The organism is Dactylosporangium sp. NPDC051485, from assembly GCF_040682015.1.
GTDB lineage: Bacteria > Actinomycetota > Actinomycetes > Mycobacteriales > Micromonosporaceae > Dactylosporangium.
In genome coordinates, this window is the sequence record NZ_JBFAZW010000026.1 from 64,952 (window position 1) to 85,277 (window position 20,326).

Consider the following 20,326-nt stretch of genomic DNA (forward strand, 5'->3'; position numbering starts at 1 on the left):
GCCGGAGGGCGTTGCGTGGAGCGTGTCGGGACCGTTCTGGCGCTGATCGTGCTCGCCACCGTCGTGGCCGTCTCGGCGCGGCGGCTCAGCGTGCCGGCGCCTTCGCTGCTCGTGGCCGCCGGGGTCGCCGCCGGGATGCTGCCGTTCGTGCCGCGGATCAGCATCGACCCGCAGCTCGTCTCGCTCATCGTGCTGCCCCCGCTGCTCTACGCCGCCGGGGAGGACCTGTCCTGGCGGGAGCTGCGGCGGGTCTGGCGGCCCGTGACGATCCTCGCCTTCGGGCTCGTGCTCGCCTCGGCCGCCGCCGTCGGCGTCGTGGCCGCCGCGGTCACCGGCCTGCCCGCCGCCATGGCCTTCGTCCTCGGCGCGATCCTGGCCAGCACCGACCCGGTCGCCGTGACCGCGCTCGGCCGGCGGCTGCCGCTGCCGGCGAAGGTGCACACCCTGCTGCAGGGCGAGAGCCTCTTCAACGACGCGACCAGCCTCGTGCTCTTCCGGGTCGCGGTCGCCGGGGCGGTGGCCGGGGGCGCCCTGTCGTGGCAGCGGGCGGTCGGCCAGTTCGTCCTGCTGGCCGGCGGCGGCGCGGCCGTCGGCGCGGTGGTCGCGGCCTGCGTCGCGGTGATCCGGCGGCGCACCGAGGACCCGGTCCTGGAGACGGTGATCGCGCTGCTCACCCCGTACGTGGCCTACGTCGCCGCCGAGGCCGCGCACGTCTCCGGCGTCACCGCCGTCGTGGTGGCCAGCGTCATCCTGGGCGGCCTGTCGGCCAGCCTCACCAACCCGGGCACCCGGCTGCAGCTGCACGCCGTCTACGGCACGGTCGTCTTCCTGCTCGAGTCGGTCGTCTTCGCCGTCATCGGGCTGACCCTGCCCGGGCTCGTCGCCGGCGTCGCCGCCGACCCCGCACGGCTGCTCTGGCAGGTGGTCGCGGTCGCCGCGACGCTGCTCGCCGTGCGGTTCCTGTGGGTCCTGCCGCTGGCCGCGTTCCTGCCCGCGCCGGCCGGGCGGCGGCCGGGCTTCCGTACCGCCGCCGTGGTGTCCTGGGCCGGCGCCCGAGGGGTGCTGCCGCTGACCGCCGCCCTCTCCCTGCCGCTGCTCACCAGCGCCGGCGGCGCACTGCCCGGGCGGGCGCTGGTCATCACCATCACCGTCGCCGTCATCGTGCTGACCCTCACCGTGCAGGGCTTCACCCTCAGCCCGCTGGTGCGCCGGTCCGGGATCGCGGCCAGCCCGTCCGCCCTCAGCGCCGAGGACACGCTCGCCGACGTGCGCACCGCCCGCGCCGCCCTGGCCCGGCTCGACGAGCTCGAGGACCTGCGGTCGGTGCCCCCGGCCGTCGGTGCCGCCCTGCGCCGCGCCCTCAACCACCGCATCGAGGAGCACCCGGAGCGCGCCGGCGAGCACGACCTCTCCGCGCACGCCGTGCACCGCGAGCTCATCGCCGTCGAGCTGCGCGAGCTCGACCGGCTCCACAACGCCGGCGAGATCGGCGACGCCACCCGCCGCCGCCGGCAACGCGCCCTGGACCTCAAGGACTCCGCGCTGGGCGAGCCGTGACCGTGCCCCCGGGGGCTGGGTCCTCTCTGGTGCCTGGTGTCAACGGTGACTCAGTGGACGGTCCACTTCTGGGCGTTGGTGCCGTTGCATTCCCAGATCTGCAGGCGGGTGCCGTTGGCCGTGGTGGAGTTCGGCACGTCCAGGCACTTGCCGGACTGCGGGTTGATCAGCGTGAAGTTCGGGCCGATCGTCCACTGCTGGTTGCCGCCGTGGTTGCACGGCCACAGCTCGACCAGGGTGCCGCTGGCCGTGGCGTTGCCGGTGACGTCGAGGCAGAAGCCGGCCATCTGGATCTGCCCGTCGCCGAGCACGAGCCACGTCTGCGAGTTGTACCCGAAGTTGCAGTCCCACAGCTGGATCGGGTTGCCATTGACCATGCTGCCGGTGTTGTTGTCGAGGCACTTGCCGGCGAACGCCGAGCGGATCGGGCCGAGGTCGCCCGCGGTGAACGTCCAGGACTGCTGCGGCGTGCCGGTGCAGTCCTCGATCCGCAGGGCCGAGCCGTTGCCCGCCGGCATCGCCATGTCGAGGCAGCGGTTGGAGTTGGGGTTGATGAGCGAGTTGTTCGCCCCCGGCCTCCACTGCTGCGCGACACCGCCGTTGCAGTCCCACAGCCAGGTCAGTGTGCCGTTGGCGGTTCCGCTGCTCGTCACGTCCAGGCACTTGCCGGCGATGCGGATCGTGCCGTCGCCCGGCATCGTCCAGAACTGCGACAGCTGGCCGCCGTTGCAGGTCCAGCCCCACGTGGTGTTGCCGGTCGTGTTGGCACCGTGGGAGTTGTCGGCGCAGAACCCGGCGACCCCCGACTTGAGCAGCCCCTGGTTGCCCAGCGGGTTGCCGACCGCGGCGCCGAGCGTGTTGCTGCCGGTGTTGATCCGGGCGTTGAGCGCGGTGCCGTGGGTGTCGGCCCACAGGTCGGGCTTGCCGTCGGCGTTGATGTCGGTGCCGGTGAGCACCGGGTTCGCGGCCGCGTCGAAGCCGCTGGTGGCGTAGACGACCGAGGGTGTGGTGCCCGCCGGCGTGCCGGCCGCCGTGTTGCCGGTGTAGAGCTCCAGCTTGCCGGTCGCATCGGTCCGGGCGAACAACGCCGGGTTGGTGCCGTTGACCGCCGCCGCGATCGTCCGGCCGGTCCAGCCGCTGGAGATCAGGATCGGCGCCTCGAAGTTGCCGGGCGGGAAGCCCGGCGGGTACAGGTACAGGTTGTCGCCGACCACGACGTAGAGGTCCGGCAGCGGCGAGCCGGTCACACTGGGCAGCGGCGAGGCCACCACCTGGTCGACCGTCTGGTTGCCGGCGCTGCCGTCGACCTTCGGCAGCATGACGCGGATGCGTCGCAGCGCGTCGAACGGCGCGCCGTCACCGGTTCCCGGCAGCACCGTCACGTTGCCGTCGGAGTCGCTGGCCGGAAGCTTGACCAGCAGGTCCTGCACGCCGTCGCCGGTGAACTCGGTGGCGCTGCCGATCGCGCCGATCCAGTCGGTGGCGCTGGACGTGCTGCCGGCACCGCCGGTGCCGCCGGCGCCGATCTGCACGGGTGCGCCGAGATGGCCGGCCTTGTCGGTGCCCGGGTAGAGCCACGCGCCGGGCCGGAAGGCGGTGCCGACGGCGATCTGGTCGGCCAGACCGTCGCCGTTGACGTCACCCCACGCGGCCGGCTGGGCCGGGGCGCCGGTGGTGAAGCGGTACGCGCTGACCGGTCCGGCGTTGCCGGCGCCGTTGATGCCGTACACGTAGAGGATGTTCGGCCCGAAATGCCGAGGCGTGATCGAGACGCTGGTGGCGCCGGTGGTCGCCGCCTGGACCAGCGTGCCGCCCGCGAACGGGCCGTACTGGCCGGGGATGGCGACCGGCGGCACGGTGTTCAGGCTGTAGACGAAGCTGATCGGCTGGTCGCTCCCGGCCGGCGGCGTGAACGTGAACGTCGCGGCCGTGCCGATCGGCGGCCCGGTGGCGTCCGCCGGGTACGTGGCGGAGGTGACGCCCGGTGATGCCGGCTGCTGCTTGTTCACCTTGAACTGGCAGGTCGGCGTGGCCGGGCCGGTGTCGCGGCCGTCGCTCGCCCTGACGTTCCAGCCGTACGTGTGGCCGTCGGCGAATTGGCTCGCGGCCAGGGTCACCGTGGCGAGTTGGTTGTTGCTGACCGTCACGGTCGGCGCGGCCAGGGTGGTGCCGGCGGTCACGTCCTGGATCGTGAACTGCGCGTCCAGCAGCGTCTGCGTGCCGTCCGGATCGCTGACGTTCGCCGAGAACGTGATGGCGGTGTTGCCGATCTGGCCGAGCGTCCCGGTGCCGGTGTAGCACGGGACCGCCGGGCTGGTGGCCGCCTGGCCCGGTGTGTTGGGCACCGAGTTGTAGGTGACCGCGACCGTCGGGTTGTTCTGGAACTTGCGCCAGCCGTACTTGTCGGTCTCGGTGTCGTTGAACAGGCCGATGGTGTCGGTCGACCAGCGTCCGGCAGCGGCGGCGGCGATCTCGCCGGTGACGTCGAAGTCGTGCTCCATCGGGTTGTAGCTGCCGTCGCTGCGCCAGTTGCCAGACAATTGTCGGTGATCAATGCGTGCACCGGTGCACGGCTGGCTGTTCCAGGTGGTGCCGCTGCTGATCCCGCAGGTGTGGTAGACGCCGAACCAATAGGCGCTGCTGTTGGCCGACCAAACCGAATGCGTCTGCAAGGTGGCCGTGATGATGCTGGCGCCCCACAGGTTCGTCGGAACCGGGAACTGGAACCACGAGCGGGCCTTGTAGTACGGCGATTCGAAGGCCGTGTAGCCGGCGCGAGCGTAGTCGCTGCTGTTGAAGTACGACTGCGTCGCGTAGTAGCTGTTGGCGTAGGTCCAGGCGTTGCGGGTGCTCGACGTCGAGTTCGGGTTCCACGAGGGGTCGACGTAGACCGGGTAGTGCACGCCGCTGCCGCGCAGGACCTCCGGTGCCGGGGTCAGCGTGATGGCGTCGGACGAGACCTGCACGCCGACGCTGCCGCGCCTGGCCGCGTAGCCCGCCTCGTGCGTGCTGGACGCCGCCGGATCGCCGGCCGCGTCGCGGGCCGCGGGTGCCGTGGCGGCCAGCGTGAGCGGGGCGGTGGAGTCCCACAGCTGTGGCGCCGGTGCGGTGTAGACCGTCCGGCCGTGGCTGTCGACCACGCTGATCCCGCCGCCGTCCGGCCGCACCGTCGCCCGGCGCGTGGTCACCGGCATGCGCAGCCTGGCCAGCGCCGGGTCGGCCGCCGCGGCCGCGTCGCGCACGACCAGGGTGTGCGAGAAGCCGCCCTGTTCGGTCGCCGTCACCACCAGGTCCACGCCGTGCAGCACGTCGCGGTAGGTGGCGGTCGCGCCGGAGACCTCCGGTGCGGGCAGCGCGTTCGGCCAGGACAGCGCGACCTGGCTGTCGCCGCTGGTCATGCTGGCCAGTGCGGCGGAGCCGCCGCCGGAGATGGCCAGCGGGTTCGCCGCGGCGGCCGGGCTGTAGGTGCCGTCGGCGTTGCGCTGCAGGGTGGCGTCGAGCGGCACCCAGGCGCCGCCCCGCCGGGTGCGGACCGGCTGGGCGTTCAGTGCGGTGGTCAGCGTGCCGTCGGGGTTGACGACGGTCCGCTCGGTCGGCGTCGTGCCGGACGTGAGTTCCACCGGCTGCCTGCTGAGCCGGGCCTTCGCCGCGGCGGCGGCCCGCTCGTCGATCCGCGCCGACGCCGGTGCCTGAGGTGCTTTCGCCGGCGCCGGTGCGGCCGAGGCGTTCGTGGGTGCCACCGTGAGGCCGGCCACCACGAGCAGCGAAATGACTCCTCGCCGAATAGTCGACGCTAAGGAATGGCGAAAAAAGGCCATAACATTGGCCATCATGATCCCCCGTAGTCTCATGTTGTGGCGGACGATACGACCACTGCCCGCGTTTGTCGAGACTTCCGCATTGATGACCGTCGGCGTAGCGTGCGGACGGCCATATTGCGCTCACGGGGGTTTGCAGCATGATCGGCAGAAGAAAATCCGGGCATATTCGTGTTCGCCCGATTTGGGGCGGAATCGCGGGACTCCTGGCGGCCCTGATCGGCGTGCCGCTGGTCGTGCTGGTCCACTCCCGGCCGGCACCGATCCGTCCACCGGCCCAGCAGCAGTGGTCCAGCGTGCACGGCTCGGCCGCCGCGCCGGTCACCGTGCACCAGGCGGATCCGGGACCGCGGTGGCAGCCGGCGCCGGTGCACTGGCCGGCCGCCGCAACGGCGACGGTCGACCTGTCCCGGGCGCTGGAGGCGCAGGATCCCAAGCACGCCTCGACGGCGGTGCGGGCCGGGACGATGCCGGTCACGGTGGCCGCGGAGCCCGGTTCGCCATCGCGCGTGCAGATCGCCCTCGCCGATCGCGACGCCGCCCGCGACGCCGGCGTCGACGGCCTGCTGCTGCAGGCGAAGGCGCCCGACGCGCAGGCCGGCGAGGGACCGGTCCGCGTCTGGGTCGATCCCTCGGGCATCGCCGGGCTCTACGGCGGTGACTGGGCCCAGCGGCTGCGGCTGGTGAGCCTGCCCGCGTGTGCGGCGACCAGCCCCAAGGACTCGTCCTGCCAGGCCCAGACGCCGCTGGCCACCAGCCGGGACAAGGCCTCCGGCGCATTGTCGGCGACGCTCGGCGTCGGCGCGGGCGCCGCCACGATGTTCGCGCTCGCGGCGGCGCCGGCGGGCACGACGGGCGACTACACCGCCACGGCGCTGAAGCCGTCCGGCACCTGGACCGCGGGCGGCAGCAACGGCGACTTCGGCTACACGTACCCCATCGATGTCCCGCCGGTCGCGGGTGACCTGACGCCGGGCGTCGCCCTGTCGTACTCCTCGCAGTCGGTCGACGGCGAGCAGGTCGCCACCAACAACCAGTCCTCCGGGTTCGGCGACGGCTGGAGCTACGCGCCGGGTTCGGTCGAGCGCTCGTACCGCTCGTGCACCGACGACCCGGCCGGCACCGCGCCCAAGGTGCCGGACATGTGCTGGTCGGGGCCGATCGTGCGGGTGGCGTTCGGCGCCGGCTCCGGTGAGCTGGTCTACGACGCGAGCCTGCCCACCAAGTGGAAGATGGCCAACGACAACGGCGCCAAGGTGGAGCTGCTCTCCGGCGCCGACAACGGCGCGCACGGCGGTGAGTACTGGAAGATCACCACCCAGGACGGCGTGCAGTACTTCTTCGGGTTGAACAAGCTGCCCGGCTACGCGGCAGGCAACCCGGCCACGAACTCGACGTACACCGAGCGGGTCTACAGCGCGCACTCCGGCGAACCCTGCTTCAGCAGCGCGGGGTTCGCCTCCTCCGGCTGCGACATGGGCTGGAAGTGGGACCTCGACTACGTCGTGGATCCGCGGCACAACGCCGTGGCCTACTACTACCAGCAGGAGATCAACTACTACGGCGCCAACAAGGGCACGACCGGCGTGAAGTACGTGCGGGGCGGCTACCTCGACCACGCCGACTACGGCCTGCGCGACCCGAGCCCGTACGCGAGCCCGGCCCCGGCGCGGGTGCGTTTCACGCAGGCCGAGCGGTGCACCGAGTCGGCCACGGCGTGCGCGCCCGGCAACATCGCCAGCGCGCCGACCAAGTGGCCGGACACGCCCTACGACCTCAACTGCAACGCCGGCGCGACGTGCAACAACCACGCGCCGACGTTCTGGACCCGCCTGCGCACCAACGCCATCACGACCCAGATCTACGACGGCGTGGGCTACACCGACGTCGACTCCTACGCGCTGACCCAGTCGTTCCCCGACCCCGGTGACGGCACGACGCCCGCGATGTGGCTGTCGTCGATCCAGCACACCGCCGGCACCGGCGCCGCCGCGATCACCCTGCCCGCGGTCAGCTTCGACCTGACCAAGCTGCCCAACCGGGCCGACGGCATCGACGCGGCGCCGGCCATGAACCACCCGCGCATCTCGGCCATCACCACCGAGACCGGCGAGACCATCGGCGTCGGCTACCGCACCGAGTGCACCGCGCCGGTCAGCCAGGACGTCACCACCAACACGAGCCTGTGCTATCCGGTCTACTGGACCCGCGACGGGTACAAGGACCCGCAGCTGGACTGGTTCCACAAGTACGTCGTCACCCAGGTCACCGACCAGGACCCGACCGGCAAGAGCCCGCCGTCGCTCACCAGCTACGAGTATCTCGGCGGCGCCGCCTGGCACTACGACGACGGCGAACTGGTCAAGGACAAGAACCGCACGTACGGGCAGTGGCGCGGATTCGGCCGCGTCCTGACCCGCAAGGGCGGCGGCACCGATCCGGTGACGCTCGGCGAGGAGATCTACTTCCGCGGCATGGACGGCGACAAGCTGCCCAACAACGGCCGGCGCAGCGCGACCGTGTCGCTGTCCGCGGCGGTGCCCGTGCCGGGAGCGGCCGCCAGCGTGCCGGACACGAACGAACTGGCCGGCTCCATCCGGCAGTCCCTGACCTACACGGCCGACGGCGGGACCGTCGACCACAGCACGGTGACCGACTACTGGGTGAGCCCCGCGCGCGCGACCCGGACCCGACCGGCCTCGGTCGGCGACCTCACCGCCAAGATGTCCCGCGCGGTCTCGGTCAAGAACACCGCGGCCATCACGTCGTCGGCGACGCCGGCCTGGCGGACCACCCGGACCGACACGACCTACGACACGGGCACCGGCCTGGAAACGGTCGAGTACGACTACGGCGACGTCACCGACCCCGGCCAGGCCAGCTGTGCGGTCACCACGTACGCGCCGACGAACAATGCCGCCTACCTGGTCAGCTTCGTGGCGCAGAAGGAGGAGTTCGCCCTGCCGTGCGGCGGCAGCGGCGTCAACGGGCTGACCGCGCCCGCCTCGGTGAGCCGCCCGGCCGACGTGGTGTCCAGCGTGCGCACCTTCTACGACACGGACGACTTCAACACCACCTGGCCGGCGCCCGCGCCGAGCGTCGGCAACGTGAGCGTGAACCAGGTCGGGACCGAGACCGACGGCGTGTTCGCCTACGTCACCACCAAGAAGTCCCTCTACGACGGCTACGGCCGGATCACCAAGTCGTACGACGCTCGCGGCTACAGCTCGACCTCGACGTACACGATGACGAACGGGCACACGTCGCAGACCGCGGTCGTCGACGCGGCCGGGCACACCGCGACGACCACACTCGAGCCCACGCACGGCGACGAGATCGCCCAGACCGACACGAACCAGCAGACCACGACCAAGACCTACGACGCGCTCGGCCGGCTGACCGGGGTGTGGCTACCGGGTCGTGCGCTGAACCAGGGCGCGAACATCAAGTTCGCCTACACGGTGTCGCAGACGGTGCCGTCCACCGCCAGCACCTCGACCATCAACGACGACGGCTCCTACCGCACCGAGGTGGAGCTCTTCGACGCCCTGGCCCGCAGCCGGCAGAAACAGTCGCCGAGCCCGTCGGGCGGCCGGCTGGTGACGGACACGTTCTACGACAGCCACGGCTGGACGGTGAAGTCCAACAACAGCTACTACGACGCCTCGTCCGCGCCCAGCACCACGATGCTGGACATGGTCGGCCACGACAACCAGATCCCCAACCAGGACGTGTTCACCTATGACGGCATGGGCCGCCGGACGCTGGCCGTCTCGCAGTCCAAGGGCGCCGTGAAGTGGCAGACCCAAACCATCTACGGCGGTGACCGCACCACGACCATCCCGCCGCAGGGGGGCACCCCGACCACGAGCATCGTCGACGCGCTGGGCCGGCGGGTACAGCTGCTGAGCTACACCAGCCAGCCGTCGGTCAGCGGCTCGGTCGTCAGCGGCGGCAGCCCGGTCCACATCGGCTACCACTACGACCGGCGCGGCAACGCCGACACCACCACAGACGAGCGGGGCAGTGTCTGGACGAGCACGTTCGACCTGCAGGGCCGGGTGATCTCGAAGGCCGACCCGGACACCGGGACGTCGACAATGAAGTACGACGCCACCGGCAACCTCACCGCGTCGACCGACCAGCTCGGGCACACGCTGAGCTTCACCTACGACGCGCTGGGCCGCCGGACGGGGGAGTACGACGGCACCGGCACCGGCTCGCCGCGCTCCACGTGGTCCTACGACTCGACGACGATCAGCAACGGCATCGGCCAGCTGTCCTCGGCGACCCGCTATGACGGCGGCTGGGCATACGTCACCACCATCTCCGGCTACGACGCCTGGGGCAAGCAGCTCGGCCAGACGGTGACGATCCCGGCCGCGCCGGGCAACGGCGGCCTGGCCGGGACATACACCTTCAGCAGCGAGTACAGCCAGACGGCCGGCCTGCTGCTCAAGACGAACTACCCGCTGGCCGGCGGCCTGCCGAAGGAGACGGTCAACACGACGTACACCGCGCTGGACTCGATGTCCGGCGTGGGCAGCTCGTTCGGCGACTACATCGACTCCACGGTCTATTCGCCGTACGGCCAGGTGTCGCAGACGAAGCTCGGCTTCGGCACCACGAACACCGCGTGGACCACGAACATCTACGACGAGCACAGCGGCCGGCTGCTCAACACGTACGTCGACCGCAGCGGGACCGGCACCTCCCGGATCAACGACGTGACGTACACCTACAACGCGGCCGGCAAGGTCCTCAAGGCGGTCGATGCGCGCAACTCGGCCACGTCGAGCGAGACGCAGTGCTTCCGGTACGACCTGCTGGGCCGGCTCACCACGGCGTGGACGGCGAACGACAACTGCGCCAGCGACCTGTCGACCGGTGGCAGCAACGCGACCGTCGGCGGGATCAGCCCGTACTGGAGCAGCTGGACGTACAACAGCGTGGGCGACCGCACGGCCGAGGTGCAGCACGCCCTGGCCGGGCAGAGCGCGGACACCAGGACCACGTACGTCTACCCGACCGGCACCAGCCAGCCGCACACCCTGCAGTCGGCGACGACCACGGGTCCGGCCGGCACGTCCACCCGGTCCTTCCAGTACGACGTGCTGGGCAACAGCACCACCCGCACCACCCCGCAGCTGGGCAACCAGACGTTCAGCTGGGACCCGGAGGGCAAGCTCAGCGCGGTGCGCACCGGCTCGACGGTGAACGCCAGCTACGTGTACGACGCGAACGGCAACGTGCTGCTCCAGCGCGACGTCAGCGCCAAGACGGCCACGCTGTTCCTGCCGGGCGAGGAGCTGACGCTCAACACCGACACGACGGCCGTGAGCGGCAAGCGCTACTACACCGGGCCCGACGGGACCCAGGCCGTCCGCACCGGCACGACCGCGGCCCAGTACACCTACCTCGTCAACGACAAGGTCGGCACGGCGACCATGTCGCTGGACCACAACGGGCAGAACCCGCAGTGGCGACTGTTCACCCCGTTCGGCGCGCCGCGCGGCACCGCGCCGGCACAGTGGCCGGACGCGCACGGGTTCCTCGGCAAGCAGACCGACGCCTCGACCGGGCTGACCATCCTCAGCGCACGACATTACGACCCGGTCGACGGCCGGTTCGTCAGCGCCGACCCGGTGCTCGACACCGCCGACCCGAACCAGCTCGGCGGCTACACGTACGCCGGCGACGACCCGATCAACCGGGCCGACCCGAACGGCACGGACGCATACGACGAGCAGACCCCGTGCGCGCACTTCGACTGCGGCCCCGGCAACTACGACCGCTCCGACGAGGCGACGCCGAACGCCACCAACAAGCCGGAGAACGGCTGGCAGGCGCCGCCGAAGCCGCCCAAGGAGCCGAAGAGCACCACCGAGAAGCCCAAGAAGAAGACCAAGTGCGGCACCTTCGACATGATCTGCCGCACCAAGCAGGCCTACGATGCGAGCCTCGCGTTCGCGCAGCGGCACAGCGAGGCGGTCGGGCTGATCGCCGGCATCGTGGTGGGCGTCGGCTGTGCGGCACTGACCGGCGGCGGCGGTGCGGTCCTCTGCGGCGCGCTGGGCGGCTTCGTCGAGAGCGCGGTCTCGGGCGCTCTGGAGATGAGCAAGGGCGAAGGCTACGGCTGGGGCTCCTTCGCCAGGGACTTGGTGGTCGGCACCGCCTTGGGCGCGCTCGCCGGTGCGGCCGGCCCCGTCGCCAGGGGCATGGTCGGGGGGATCGCCAAGGCGGAAATCAGGAACGCCATCGCCGGGCCGCTGGCGAAGGGTGCGGCGAAGGGCGGCCGCGCGGCGTTCGGCGAACTGTGGCAAGGCACGAAAGACGCGGTCAAGCTCAAGGAGGCCACGAACATCGGCCAGTTCGTGCGAGGCAGCGCCTACGGATTCAAGGCGGACTATACTAAGGCCGTGATGGGGGCCGCTGAGGGGTCGGCGGGCAAGGCGGTCTGGTCTGTGACGAAATCCGTCGCCCGCAATGTCGGCGTAGGCATGGGCTCGAAGGATATGGCCTATGCGTTGGTCACCGGTGCCGTCATACCCGGCGGGATTTCGGAGATCAAGGAAGGCTACGAGCACGGCTGGGCATTCCCGCAGCGGCTGTTGTTCCCAGCGGTGACCGGCGTATTCGAATGACCGATCGGCCTGCACAGCCGAACGAGGGCGCGGCCGGCGACGGCCCGCCCTCGTGGGCTGCCGAGCTCCGGCTGCGGGTCCGCGCCGCATTGACCGGGCTGGTGTACCTGACCGCCGTGGTCGTCGTCTGGCTGGCCTTCGCCACGGTGCTCAACCTGTACAAGGGCAATGCGGCGTGGCGGTCGAGCACGCCGCAGACGAAGGCGACCGGGACGGTGCAGAGCTGCAACCGCGCCGGCCCGGTCAGCGGCGACGGGTTCGGCTACTGGTGGCAGTGCCGGGTGACCGTGACCACGCAAGACGGCCGGGTCCTCGACATCCTGCTGGGCCACTCGGTGGTCAGCCCCGCCGACGCCGGCCAGCCGGTCGATCTGCGCGAGGTGTGCTCGCTGCCGGACCACAACGGCTGCTCGTACGGGCGGCCGACGGGCGGCTGGTGGCCGGGGCTGCACAAGATCGTGCGGGTGCTCTCGTACTTCCCGGAGTTCGCCCTGCTGCTGTGCTCCCTGTGGGCATTCCTCGCCGCGGCACTCGGCCGGGAGCGCGTGATGCAGCTCGGCGCCCGCCTCGTCGCCTCCGCCGCCAAGGACTGAGCGAAAGGCCACGCCTGGGCGTTGGCGCCGTCAGATGTGGAGCCTGGCGCTCAGCCGGTCCCGCAGGCGCAGCCGCCCGCCACCGGTCGTGGTGCAGTGCATGTCGTCGCCCAGCTCGGCGTGCGGGGTGCTGAGGCCGTCGCGGAGCATGGGCAGCAGGCTGGCCCGGTTGCGTACCAGCGCCACCACCGCGAGCGCCAGATAGACCATGGACAGCCCGATCAGCTCGCGATCGTGCCAGCCGTCAGGGACCACCGCGCCCAGCGCGAACTGCACCACGAAGAGCCCGGCCAGCAGCAGCGCCGAGCGCAGGCTCAGCGACAGCGACAGCAGCAACGCGATCGCCAGCAGCGACTGGGCCGCGGTCAGCAGCAGCTCCCCGCGCTGGGCCATGGCGATCGGCAGGCCGGACCAGCCCCGGCTCGACGCGGCGAAGACCACCGGCAGCGTGCCGACCAGCAGCGTCCACTGGTTCACCTTCGACGACACCAGCGCGCCCAGCGCCTCCGTGGTGTGCAGCCGCCACGCGTAGAGGCCGGCCACGAGCAGCTCCGGCGCCTCCGAGGCCAGCGGCGCCACCCACTGCACCAGCAGGAACCGGCTGACGCCGAGCTGCCCGCCGGTGTCCACCAGGCCCTGCGCGAACGGTTCGGCGGCCAGCACGATCACCGCGGCCGCCGCCAGGAACAGCCCGATCACCGAGAGCCGCCGCGGGACCTTCGCCAGCGCGCCGACCCACGCGGACGGGCCGATGAGATCGGGCTCGCCGGCCGGGGCCCGCGACACCCGCCAGCTGTAGGCGACGAACACCGCGACCAGCACGGCCGTGTCCCACAGCGTCAGGGTCCGCTTGAACGGCAGCAGCAGGCAGTAGAGCGACGCGATGGTCAGGAACGCCAGCGGTACGGCATCCGCCCGCCCCAGCCGGATCCCGCGCTGCTTCGAGCGCCGCCACGCGATGAGCACGACGAGGACCCAGCCGACGCCGACCAGGATGCGGTTCGCCCCCGTCATGTTGGCCAGCGCCAGCGAGCAGGCCGGGACGGTGTCGCCCGGCGCCGCGCAGGCCGAGCCGTACTGCTGCGCGGCCGCCCCGCCCCGCCAGGTGAACACGAAGTCCACCGAGTACTCCGGCAGCACCGCGATCAGCGCCAGCACCGCGACCGCCAGTCCCGCCGACACGTCCACCTGCGCCGCCTCGGCCGCCCAGGCGAGCAGGAACGCGGCCCCCACGATCGCCGTGCCGAACAGCAGCGCGGCCGCCACGGGCGCGACCCCGGCCCCGGTCAGGGCGACGGCCGAGCCCGGCACGGTTGCCGCGAGCGCCAGAAGCCCAGACATCGGCGGACGTCGCATGTGGCCCGACTCTACCGGCCCACTCGCCCGCGAGGGGCGATGGCGGGTGGTGGACCGGGACCACACGCTGGATGCGTCGGGGTCACCCGGCCCCGCGCCGGTGCCACTCGCGGTGGCGTTAGTCGGGAGGCAGACAATGGACTTCTCGTTCGGTGACGTCGTGCTGTCGACGCTGTGGTTCATGGTCGTGTTCGCCTGGATCTGGCTGATGGTCAGCATCCTCACGGACGTGTTCCGGGACCACTCGCTCAACGGCTGGGCCAAGGCGGGGTGGACCGTCTTCCTCATCGTGTTCCCATGGCTCGGCGCGCTGGTGTACCTCGTCGCGCGGGGCAAGTCGATGAACGCCCGCTCGGTCGAGTACGCCCAGCGGCGCGAGGCCCAGTTCCGTGACTACGTGCGCGAGCAGGCCCGCGACACCGCGCCGGCGTCCAGCACGGCCGACGAGGTCGCCAAGCTCGCCGACCTCAAGCAGCGTGGCGTGCTGACCGAGGCCGAGTACACGCGGGCGAAGGCCGCCCTGCTGGGAAGCGCATCCCAGGTGGGCTCGAACGGCAGCGCGGCCGCCGGTCGGGCACGTGCCTGACGGTAGCCGCCTCCTGGGGCGGCTGGGGCGGCTGGGCTGGTCGGCCGCTGGCGCAGTCATCGGCGCGGCCGCGCTGGTGATCGCCGTGGGCGTACTGCTCCCGCTCTTCCTGCCCCTGCTGGTGATGGCCGTCGTCGGTGCGACCCTGCAACCCGCCGTCGACCGCCTTCGCCGCCGCGGGGTCCCGGCCGGGGTGGCGGCCCTGGCCGGGGCCCTTGCCGTGCCGCTCGGCCTGCTGGCGCTCGGGCTGCTGTTCGCGGCCGCGGTCGCCGCCGAGGCGCCGCACTGGCTGCCCGCCGCCGAGCGCGCCGGGCACCGGCTGCACCAGGCGCTGGGCGCCGACCCGGTGCAGGCCCTGCGCCAGTGGCCGCCCTGGCACGCGGTGCTCACGGGCATCGGCTCGGCCGTCGCCACCGGCGCCGTCGTCGTCGCGCAGGTCGCCGTCGGCGTGCTCATCGGCGGCTATCTGCTCTTCTACGCCTTCCGCGACGGCCCCCGCTGCTTCGACGCGCTCGAGGCGTGGGTGCCGTGGCCGCCGGGCCGGCTGCGGCGGCTGGCCGGTACGGCGGCGTTTCAGTTCCGCCGCTACATGCTCGGCACCACGCTCATCGCGCTGATGGACGCGGCCATCATCACGGTCGGCGCGCTGCTGCTCGGGCTGTCGATGGCCGGCACCATCTTCGTGCTGACCTTCGTGGCCGCCTACGTGCCGTACCTCGGCGCGTGGCTCTCGGCGGCGTTCGCGGTCGTGGTCGCCCTCGGCTCCGGCGGGGTGCCCACCGCCGTGTGGATGCTGATCATCGTCCTGATCACCCAGAACGTCCTCGAGGGCATCCTGCGCCCGGCGGTCTTCGGCCGCGCGCTGGGCCTGCACCCCGTCGTCGTGCTCGGCGTGACGGTGCTCGGTGCCGCGCTCGGCGGCCTGATCGGCGTGTTCCTGGCCCCGCCGGTGGCGGCGGTCATCAAGAACTGGCGAAAGGTATCGGCAACGTGAAGAACGATCAGAGCGCCCCCTTTTGGCAGCTGTTCACCATGGGCGCGGTGACCCTCGCCTTCGGCATCGCCGTGACCATTCAGCCCGACGCCACCCTGCTCCTGCTCGGCGTGCTGGCCGGCGGCTGGCTCCTGGTCATCGGCCTGATGCGTCTGGTCGGCGCGCTGGATCGCAAGCAAGGCATGACGCAACGCGTCCTCGACGGCGCGCTCGGCGTGATCCTGATCGTGGTCGGCGTGACGTGCCTGCGCGACAGCGCCAAGGGGATCATCGCGCTGTCGGTCCTCATCGGCCTGGCCTGGCTGATCAGCGGGTTCGCCGGGCTGCTGGTGGGCCTGCTGGCACGGGGCCGGGCGAGGATCGCGCTCTTCGCCCTGGCCGCCGCGTCCATGGCGATGGGCCTGGTGTTCCTGTTGTGGCCCGAGCCCTCGGTGCAGGCCCTCGTGCTGCTGACCGGCATCACCGCGCTGGTCATTGGCACGGCCGAGATGGTGGTCGCGCTGCAGTGGCGCCGCGCGGACCGGCACCTGATCGCCCAGTAGGCCACCGCTGCGCGTCAGGCCACGGCGGCGGCCGCGGCCCGGCCGGCGGTGCGGCCCGAGAAGAGGCAGCCGCCGAGGAAGGTGCCCTCGAGGGAGTTGTACCCGTGCATGCCGCCGCCGCCGAAGCCGGCCACCTCGCCGGCCGCGTAGACGCCGGGCAGCGGGCTGCCGTCGGCCCGCAGCACCCGGCCCGACAGGTCCGTCTCCAGGCCGCCGAGGGTCTTGCGGGTGAGGATGTTCAGCCGGACCGCGATCAGCGGGCCCGCCTTCGGGTCGAGCAGGCGGTGCGGGGTGGCGACGCGGATGAGCTTGTCGCCGCGGTACGACCGCGCGCCCCGGACCGCCGTGACCTGTGCGTCCTTGGCGAACGCGTTGGTCAGCTCGCGGTCGCGGGCCTCGACGGTGCCCCGGATCGCGGCGAGGTCCAGCGCCACGCCGGGCTCCAGCCGCTGCATCCCGGCCACCAGCTCGTCCAGCGTGGACGCGACCACGAAGTCCTCGCCGTGCTGCTTGAACGCCTCGACCGGCCCGGGCGCACCCTTCTTCACCCGCTGCAGCACCTGCCGGACGCTCTTGTTGGTCAGGTCCGGGTTCTGCTCGGAGCCCGACAGCGCGAACTCCTTCTCGATGATCTTCTGGGTGAGGATGAACCAGCTGTAGTCGTACCCGGTCGCCATGATGTGCCGCAGGGTGCTCAGCGTGTCGAAGCCCGGGAAGCACGGCGCGGGCAGCCGCTTGCCGGTCGCGTCCAGCCACAGCGACGACGGGCCGGGCAGGATCCGGATGCCGTGGTTGGGCCAGACCGGGTCCCAGTTGCGCAGCCCCTCGGTGTAGTGCCACATCCGGTCCGGGTTGATGATCCGGCCGCCGGCCGCCTCGGTGATGCCGAGCATCCGCCCGTCCACGTGGGCGGGCACGCCGGCCACCATGCGCCGCGGGGGCGCGCCGAGCCGGGCCGGCCACGCCTTGCGCACCAGGTCGTGGTCGCCGCCGATGCCGCCCGACGTGACGATGACCGCCTGGGCCGACAGCTCGAACTCGCCGGCCGCGGTCCGGGAGCTGTTCTGTCCGCGCGGGACGGAGCTGGGCTCCAGGATCGTGCCGCGGACCACGCCGCCGGGCAGCAGCTCGTCCACGCGATGGCGCGAGCGCAGCTGGACGCGGTCGGTGGCGCGCACCCGCCGTACGAACGGCTCGACCACGCCCGGACCGGTGCCCCACGTGATGTGGAAGCGCGGCACCGAGTTGCCGTGGCCGTCGGCCGGTCCGCCGCCCCGCTCGGCCCACCCGACCACCGGGAACAGCCGGTGCCCCATGGCCCGCAGCCAGGCCCGCTTCTCGCCCGCGGCGAAGTGCACGTAGGCCTCGGCCCAGCGGCGCGGCCACAGGTCCTCGTCCCGGTCGAACTGCGCGCTGCCCAGCCAGTCCTGCCAGGCCAGCTCGACCGAGTCGCGGATGCCCATCCGGCGCTGCTCGGGCGAGTCGACCAGGAACAGCCCGCCGAACGACCAGAACGCCTGCCCGCCGAGGCTCTGCTCGGGCTCCTGGTCCAGCAGGATCACCCGCTTGCCCGCGTCGGCCACCTCGGCCGCGGCCACCAGCCCGGCCAGGCCGGCCCCGACGACGATCACATCCGCATCCACCCGACCAGGCTAGGCACCCGCATGCCAAAATCGTTGGTGCCTTCGCCACAACCTGCGCCGGATTTTGTCACGACGGTGACAAGAACCCACCTCCAGGCCCTGCATCCGGTACTGCTGGAGCGCGTCCTCGCCACCGTCCGCGACGCGATGCGCACCCAGGGTCGGTCGCTGTCCGGCGGCCAGGGGCACGGCCTGACCCTCGGCGTGGAGACCGCCGTGGCGACCTTCACGTCCGGCGCCGAGCTGGACCCCACGCTCGCCGTCTTCGCCGGCCTGGGCCGCACGGAGTACCGCGAGGGCCACCGCGTCGACGCCCTCCGCTCGATCCTGATGCTGGGCGCCCAGACGCTGTGGTCGGCGCTGGTCGAGCACCCGGGCCCGGCCGAGCCGCCGGAGCTGTACGTCATCGCCGCCGGCCTCTTCGGCTACGTCGACGCCCTGGCCGGCGCCGCGGCCGAGGGCTACCTGGACGAGCAGCGCGACGCCGCCCAGGACTGGGCCCGCCTGCGCCGCCGGCTCATCACCCTGCTGATCCAGCCCGACCCGCCGTCCGACGCCGCCCTGCTGGCCGCCGCCGAGGCCGCCCGCTGGCCGCTGCCGCCCAGCCTGTGCGCGGTGAGCGTCGAGGGCACCGACGCCGAGCACCTGGCCCGCGCGGCCGGCGGCGGCGCGATCGCCACCGTCATCGACGGCGCCACCCGCCTGCTGGCCCCCAGCGGCCTCAACGTGTCCCGTGCCCTGTCCGGCCGCCGCGCCGCGAGAGGCCCCACGGTGCCGCTTGCCGGGGCCCGCCAGTCGTACCGCATCTCCCGCAAGGCCCTGGAGCTGCAGCAGTCCGCCCGCCTCCCGGACGGCGTCATCGACTGCGACGAGCACCTGCTGGCGCTGCTCCTGGCCTGGGAACCCGGCGTCGTCGACCGCCTGGCCGACCGGGTCCTGGCACCGCTGGCCGGCCAGCGCGGCCCCCTGGCCGACACCCTGCTGGCCTGGCTGCGCGCCCAGGGCCAGGTCATCCCGGCCGCCGAGGCCCTGCACACCCACCCGCAGACGGTCCGCTACCGCCTGCGCCGCCTGCGCGACCTCTTCGGCGCCGCGCTCGACGACCCGGACGCCCGCCTGGCCCTGCAGCTGGCCCTCACGTCCCGCACACCGGCCGCGCGCTAACCGGCGTTGAGACGCACCCGAGCGCGTGCGGGTACGGCCGCGGATCGGGTCAGCATGGTCAGGAGGAGGGCAGCCGTGGTGGCCACGGCGGCGACGATCGCGCAGGTGATGAACCCGTCGGTGAAGTTGTGCGTGGCGCCGAGGAGCGGGCCGAAGGTGGCCACCCCGATGGCGGCACCGACCTGGCGGCAGGTGTTGAACGCCGCGGACGCGGCCCCGTGCAGGGCGGGTTCGGCGGCGGCGATGGCTTGCGAGGTCATGGTGGTGACCAGCAGTCCCGAGCTGAACCCGGCGGGGAGAAGGGCAAGCGCCAGGGGCCAGAGCGCGGATGCGGTGCTGGCCCACGCCACCGCGAGCAGCGTGGTGGCCAGCACCGCCTGACCGATACCCAGGACAGCGGGGCGGCCGAGGCGTTGCGCGAGCGGGGCGGCACAGACGGCGCCGATCGAGATGAGGCCGGTCAGGGGCAGGAACAGGAGCCCGCTGACCAGCGCGCTGAGCCCACGGCCCTGCTGGAGCATCAGGCCCATCGCGAACAGCAGCCCGTAGAACGCGAAGTTGAACAACACGCCCTGTGCGGCCGTGGCGACGAACCGGCGGTCGGCGTAGACGCCGGGCGGCAGCAGCGGCGCCGGGGTGGACCGTTCGGCCCAGACGAAGGCGACGAGCCCGGCGAGGGCCAGCGCGGTGGCGGCGATGACCGCGGGGCTCAGCCAGCCCTGCGCGGGGGCCTCGATGAGCGCGAAGACCAGCCCGCCGATCAAGACGGCCGCGGCGGCCATGCCGGCGTTGTCGAGGCGCCGGGGGCGTGGCGCGATGGCGGGCATCGAGCGCAGGCTCCAGACGACGGCGGGGATACCGATGACCACGTTGACGGCGAACACGGCCCGCCAGTTCGCGAGCGCGACGAGCGCCCCGCCCAGCAGCGGTCCGGCCGCCATGCCGATGCCTCCCGCGGCGGCCCACCAGCCGACGAGCCGGTGCCGCATCCGCTCGTCGGTCGCGGACGCCGTGGCCAGGACGAGCGCGCTGGGCAGCAGAAGCGCCGACCCCGCGCCCTGCACCAGCCTGGCGATGTTGAGCATCAGCATCGAGTTGGCGGCCGCGCAGACCGCGGAGGACGCGGTGAAGACCAGCAGGCCCGCCACGAAGGCCCGCTTCGCGCCGAGCGTGTCCGTGATCGCCCCGGCGCCGAGCATCACCGCGGCGAAGGAGAGCGTGTAGGCGTTGACGGCCCATTCCAGATCGGATCGGGAGGCGTGCAGGTGTGAGGTGAGCTGGGCGAGGGCGAGGTTCACGATCGTGCCGTCGACGAAGACCATGAAGGCGGCGACCAGCGCGAGCGCCACGACCCCCCGACGGTGTTCGATACTCATAGAACTACCCTAGAGCCTGTTCGACGATCATGGAACAGGTGGGTACTGTGAAG

The 20,326-nt window shown here is 72.2% G+C and carries 11 protein-coding genes; 7 read left to right on the top strand and 4 right to left on the bottom strand.

The genetic code is table 11. The features are described from left to right. Positions 1-15 precede the first annotated feature (15 nt). Positions 16-1,557: a Na+/H+ antiporter gene (locus AB0M46_RS17525; protein ID WP_363337056.1), complete on the top strand. Its 1,542-nt coding sequence runs from the start codon at positions 16-18 to the stop codon at positions 1,555-1,557. Positions 1,558-1,607: 50 nt separating this feature from the next. On the opposite strand, the gene AB0M46_RS17530 is transcribed toward AB0M46_RS17525, so the two are convergent. Then, a complete protein-coding gene (locus AB0M46_RS17530; RefSeq protein ID WP_363337058.1) occupies positions 1,608-5,312 on the bottom strand; it encodes a ricin-type beta-trefoil lectin domain protein in 3,705 nt (1,234 codons plus the stop codon). Between the two features lie 287 nt (positions 5,313-5,599). Between AB0M46_RS17530 and AB0M46_RS17535 the strand changes: the two genes are divergently transcribed. Both AB0M46_RS17535 and AB0M46_RS17540 read left to right on the top strand, forming a co-directional pair. Beyond that, the gene (locus AB0M46_RS17535) at positions 5,600-12,019 is read left to right on the top strand and encodes an RHS repeat-associated core domain-containing protein (RefSeq protein ID WP_363337060.1); all 6,420 of its coding nucleotides are present in this window, start codon (positions 5,600-5,602) and stop codon (positions 12,017-12,019) included. Further along, the gene (locus tag AB0M46_RS17540; RefSeq protein WP_363337061.1) at positions 12,016-12,612 is read left to right on the top strand and encodes a DUF6346 domain-containing protein; all 597 of its coding nucleotides are present in this window, start codon (positions 12,016-12,018) and stop codon (positions 12,610-12,612) included. Before AB0M46_RS17535 ends, AB0M46_RS17540 begins: the two co-directional genes overlap by 4 nt. Before the next feature lie 30 nt (positions 12,613-12,642). Here AB0M46_RS17540 and AB0M46_RS17545 read toward each other — a convergent pair whose 3' ends face one another. Then, entirely contained in the window at positions 12,643-13,953 is a 1,311-nt protein-coding gene (locus tag AB0M46_RS17545; protein WP_363337063.1) for a sodium:proton exchanger, read from the bottom strand. Positions 13,954-14,104: 151 nt separating this feature from the next. On the opposite strand from AB0M46_RS17545, the gene AB0M46_RS17550 reads away from it, so the two are divergent. Genes AB0M46_RS17550 through AB0M46_RS17560 form a run of 3 tightly spaced genes read left to right on the top strand, consistent with a single transcriptional unit; the run spans position 14,105 to position 16,090 of the window. After that, complete coding sequence (locus AB0M46_RS17550) at positions 14,105-14,554, top strand: SHOCT domain-containing protein (RefSeq protein ID WP_363337065.1); 450 nt, start codon at positions 14,105-14,107, stop codon at positions 14,552-14,554. Then, positions 14,547-15,548: an AI-2E family transporter gene (locus AB0M46_RS17555; RefSeq protein ID WP_363337066.1), complete on the top strand. Its 1,002-nt coding sequence runs from the start codon at positions 14,547-14,549 to the stop codon at positions 15,546-15,548. The genes AB0M46_RS17550 and AB0M46_RS17555 overlap by 8 nt, the downstream gene beginning before the upstream one ends. After that, positions 15,545-16,090 carry a DUF308 domain-containing protein gene (locus AB0M46_RS17560; protein WP_363337068.1) on the top strand — a complete coding sequence of 182 codons (546 nt, stop codon included), beginning with the start codon at positions 15,545-15,547 and terminating at the stop codon, positions 16,088-16,090. Before AB0M46_RS17555 ends, AB0M46_RS17560 begins: the two co-directional genes overlap by 4 nt. Before the next feature lie 14 nt (positions 16,091-16,104). On the opposite strand, the gene AB0M46_RS17565 is transcribed toward AB0M46_RS17560, so the two are convergent. Continuing rightward, on the bottom strand, positions 16,105-17,733 hold the full coding sequence (locus AB0M46_RS17565) for an FAD-binding dehydrogenase (RefSeq protein WP_363337070.1): 1,629 nt from the start codon (positions 17,731-17,733) through the stop codon (positions 16,105-16,107). 75 nt (positions 17,734-17,808) lie between these two features. On the opposite strand from AB0M46_RS17565, the gene AB0M46_RS17570 reads away from it, so the two are divergent. Then, complete coding sequence (locus tag AB0M46_RS17570) at positions 17,809-18,897, top strand: helix-turn-helix domain-containing protein (RefSeq protein WP_363337072.1); 1,089 nt, start codon at positions 17,809-17,811, stop codon at positions 18,895-18,897. Here the strand turns inward: AB0M46_RS17570 and AB0M46_RS17575 are convergent. Continuing rightward, positions 18,894-20,273, bottom strand: a complete 1,380-nt coding sequence (locus AB0M46_RS17575; protein ID WP_363337074.1) for an MFS transporter — start codon at positions 20,271-20,273, stop codon at positions 18,894-18,896. The two genes, AB0M46_RS17570 and AB0M46_RS17575, sit on opposite strands and share 4 nt — an antisense overlap. Positions 20,274-20,326: the final 53 nt, after the last annotated feature.

Coding starts and splice junctions, on each gene's coding strand:
- AB0M46_RS17575 (WP_363337074.1), bottom strand. CDS start 20,273: ATGAGTATCGAACACCGTCGGGGGGTCGTGGCGCTCGCGCTGGTCGCC.
- AB0M46_RS17540 (WP_363337061.1), top strand. CDS start 12,016: ATGACCGATCGGCCTGCACAGCCGAACGAGGGCGCGGCCGGCGACGGC.
- AB0M46_RS17550 (WP_363337065.1), top strand. CDS start 14,105: ATGGACTTCTCGTTCGGTGACGTCGTGCTGTCGACGCTGTGGTTCATG.
- AB0M46_RS17545 (WP_363337063.1), bottom strand. CDS start 13,953: ATGTCTGGGCTTCTGGCGCTCGCGGCAACCGTGCCGGGCTCGGCCGTC.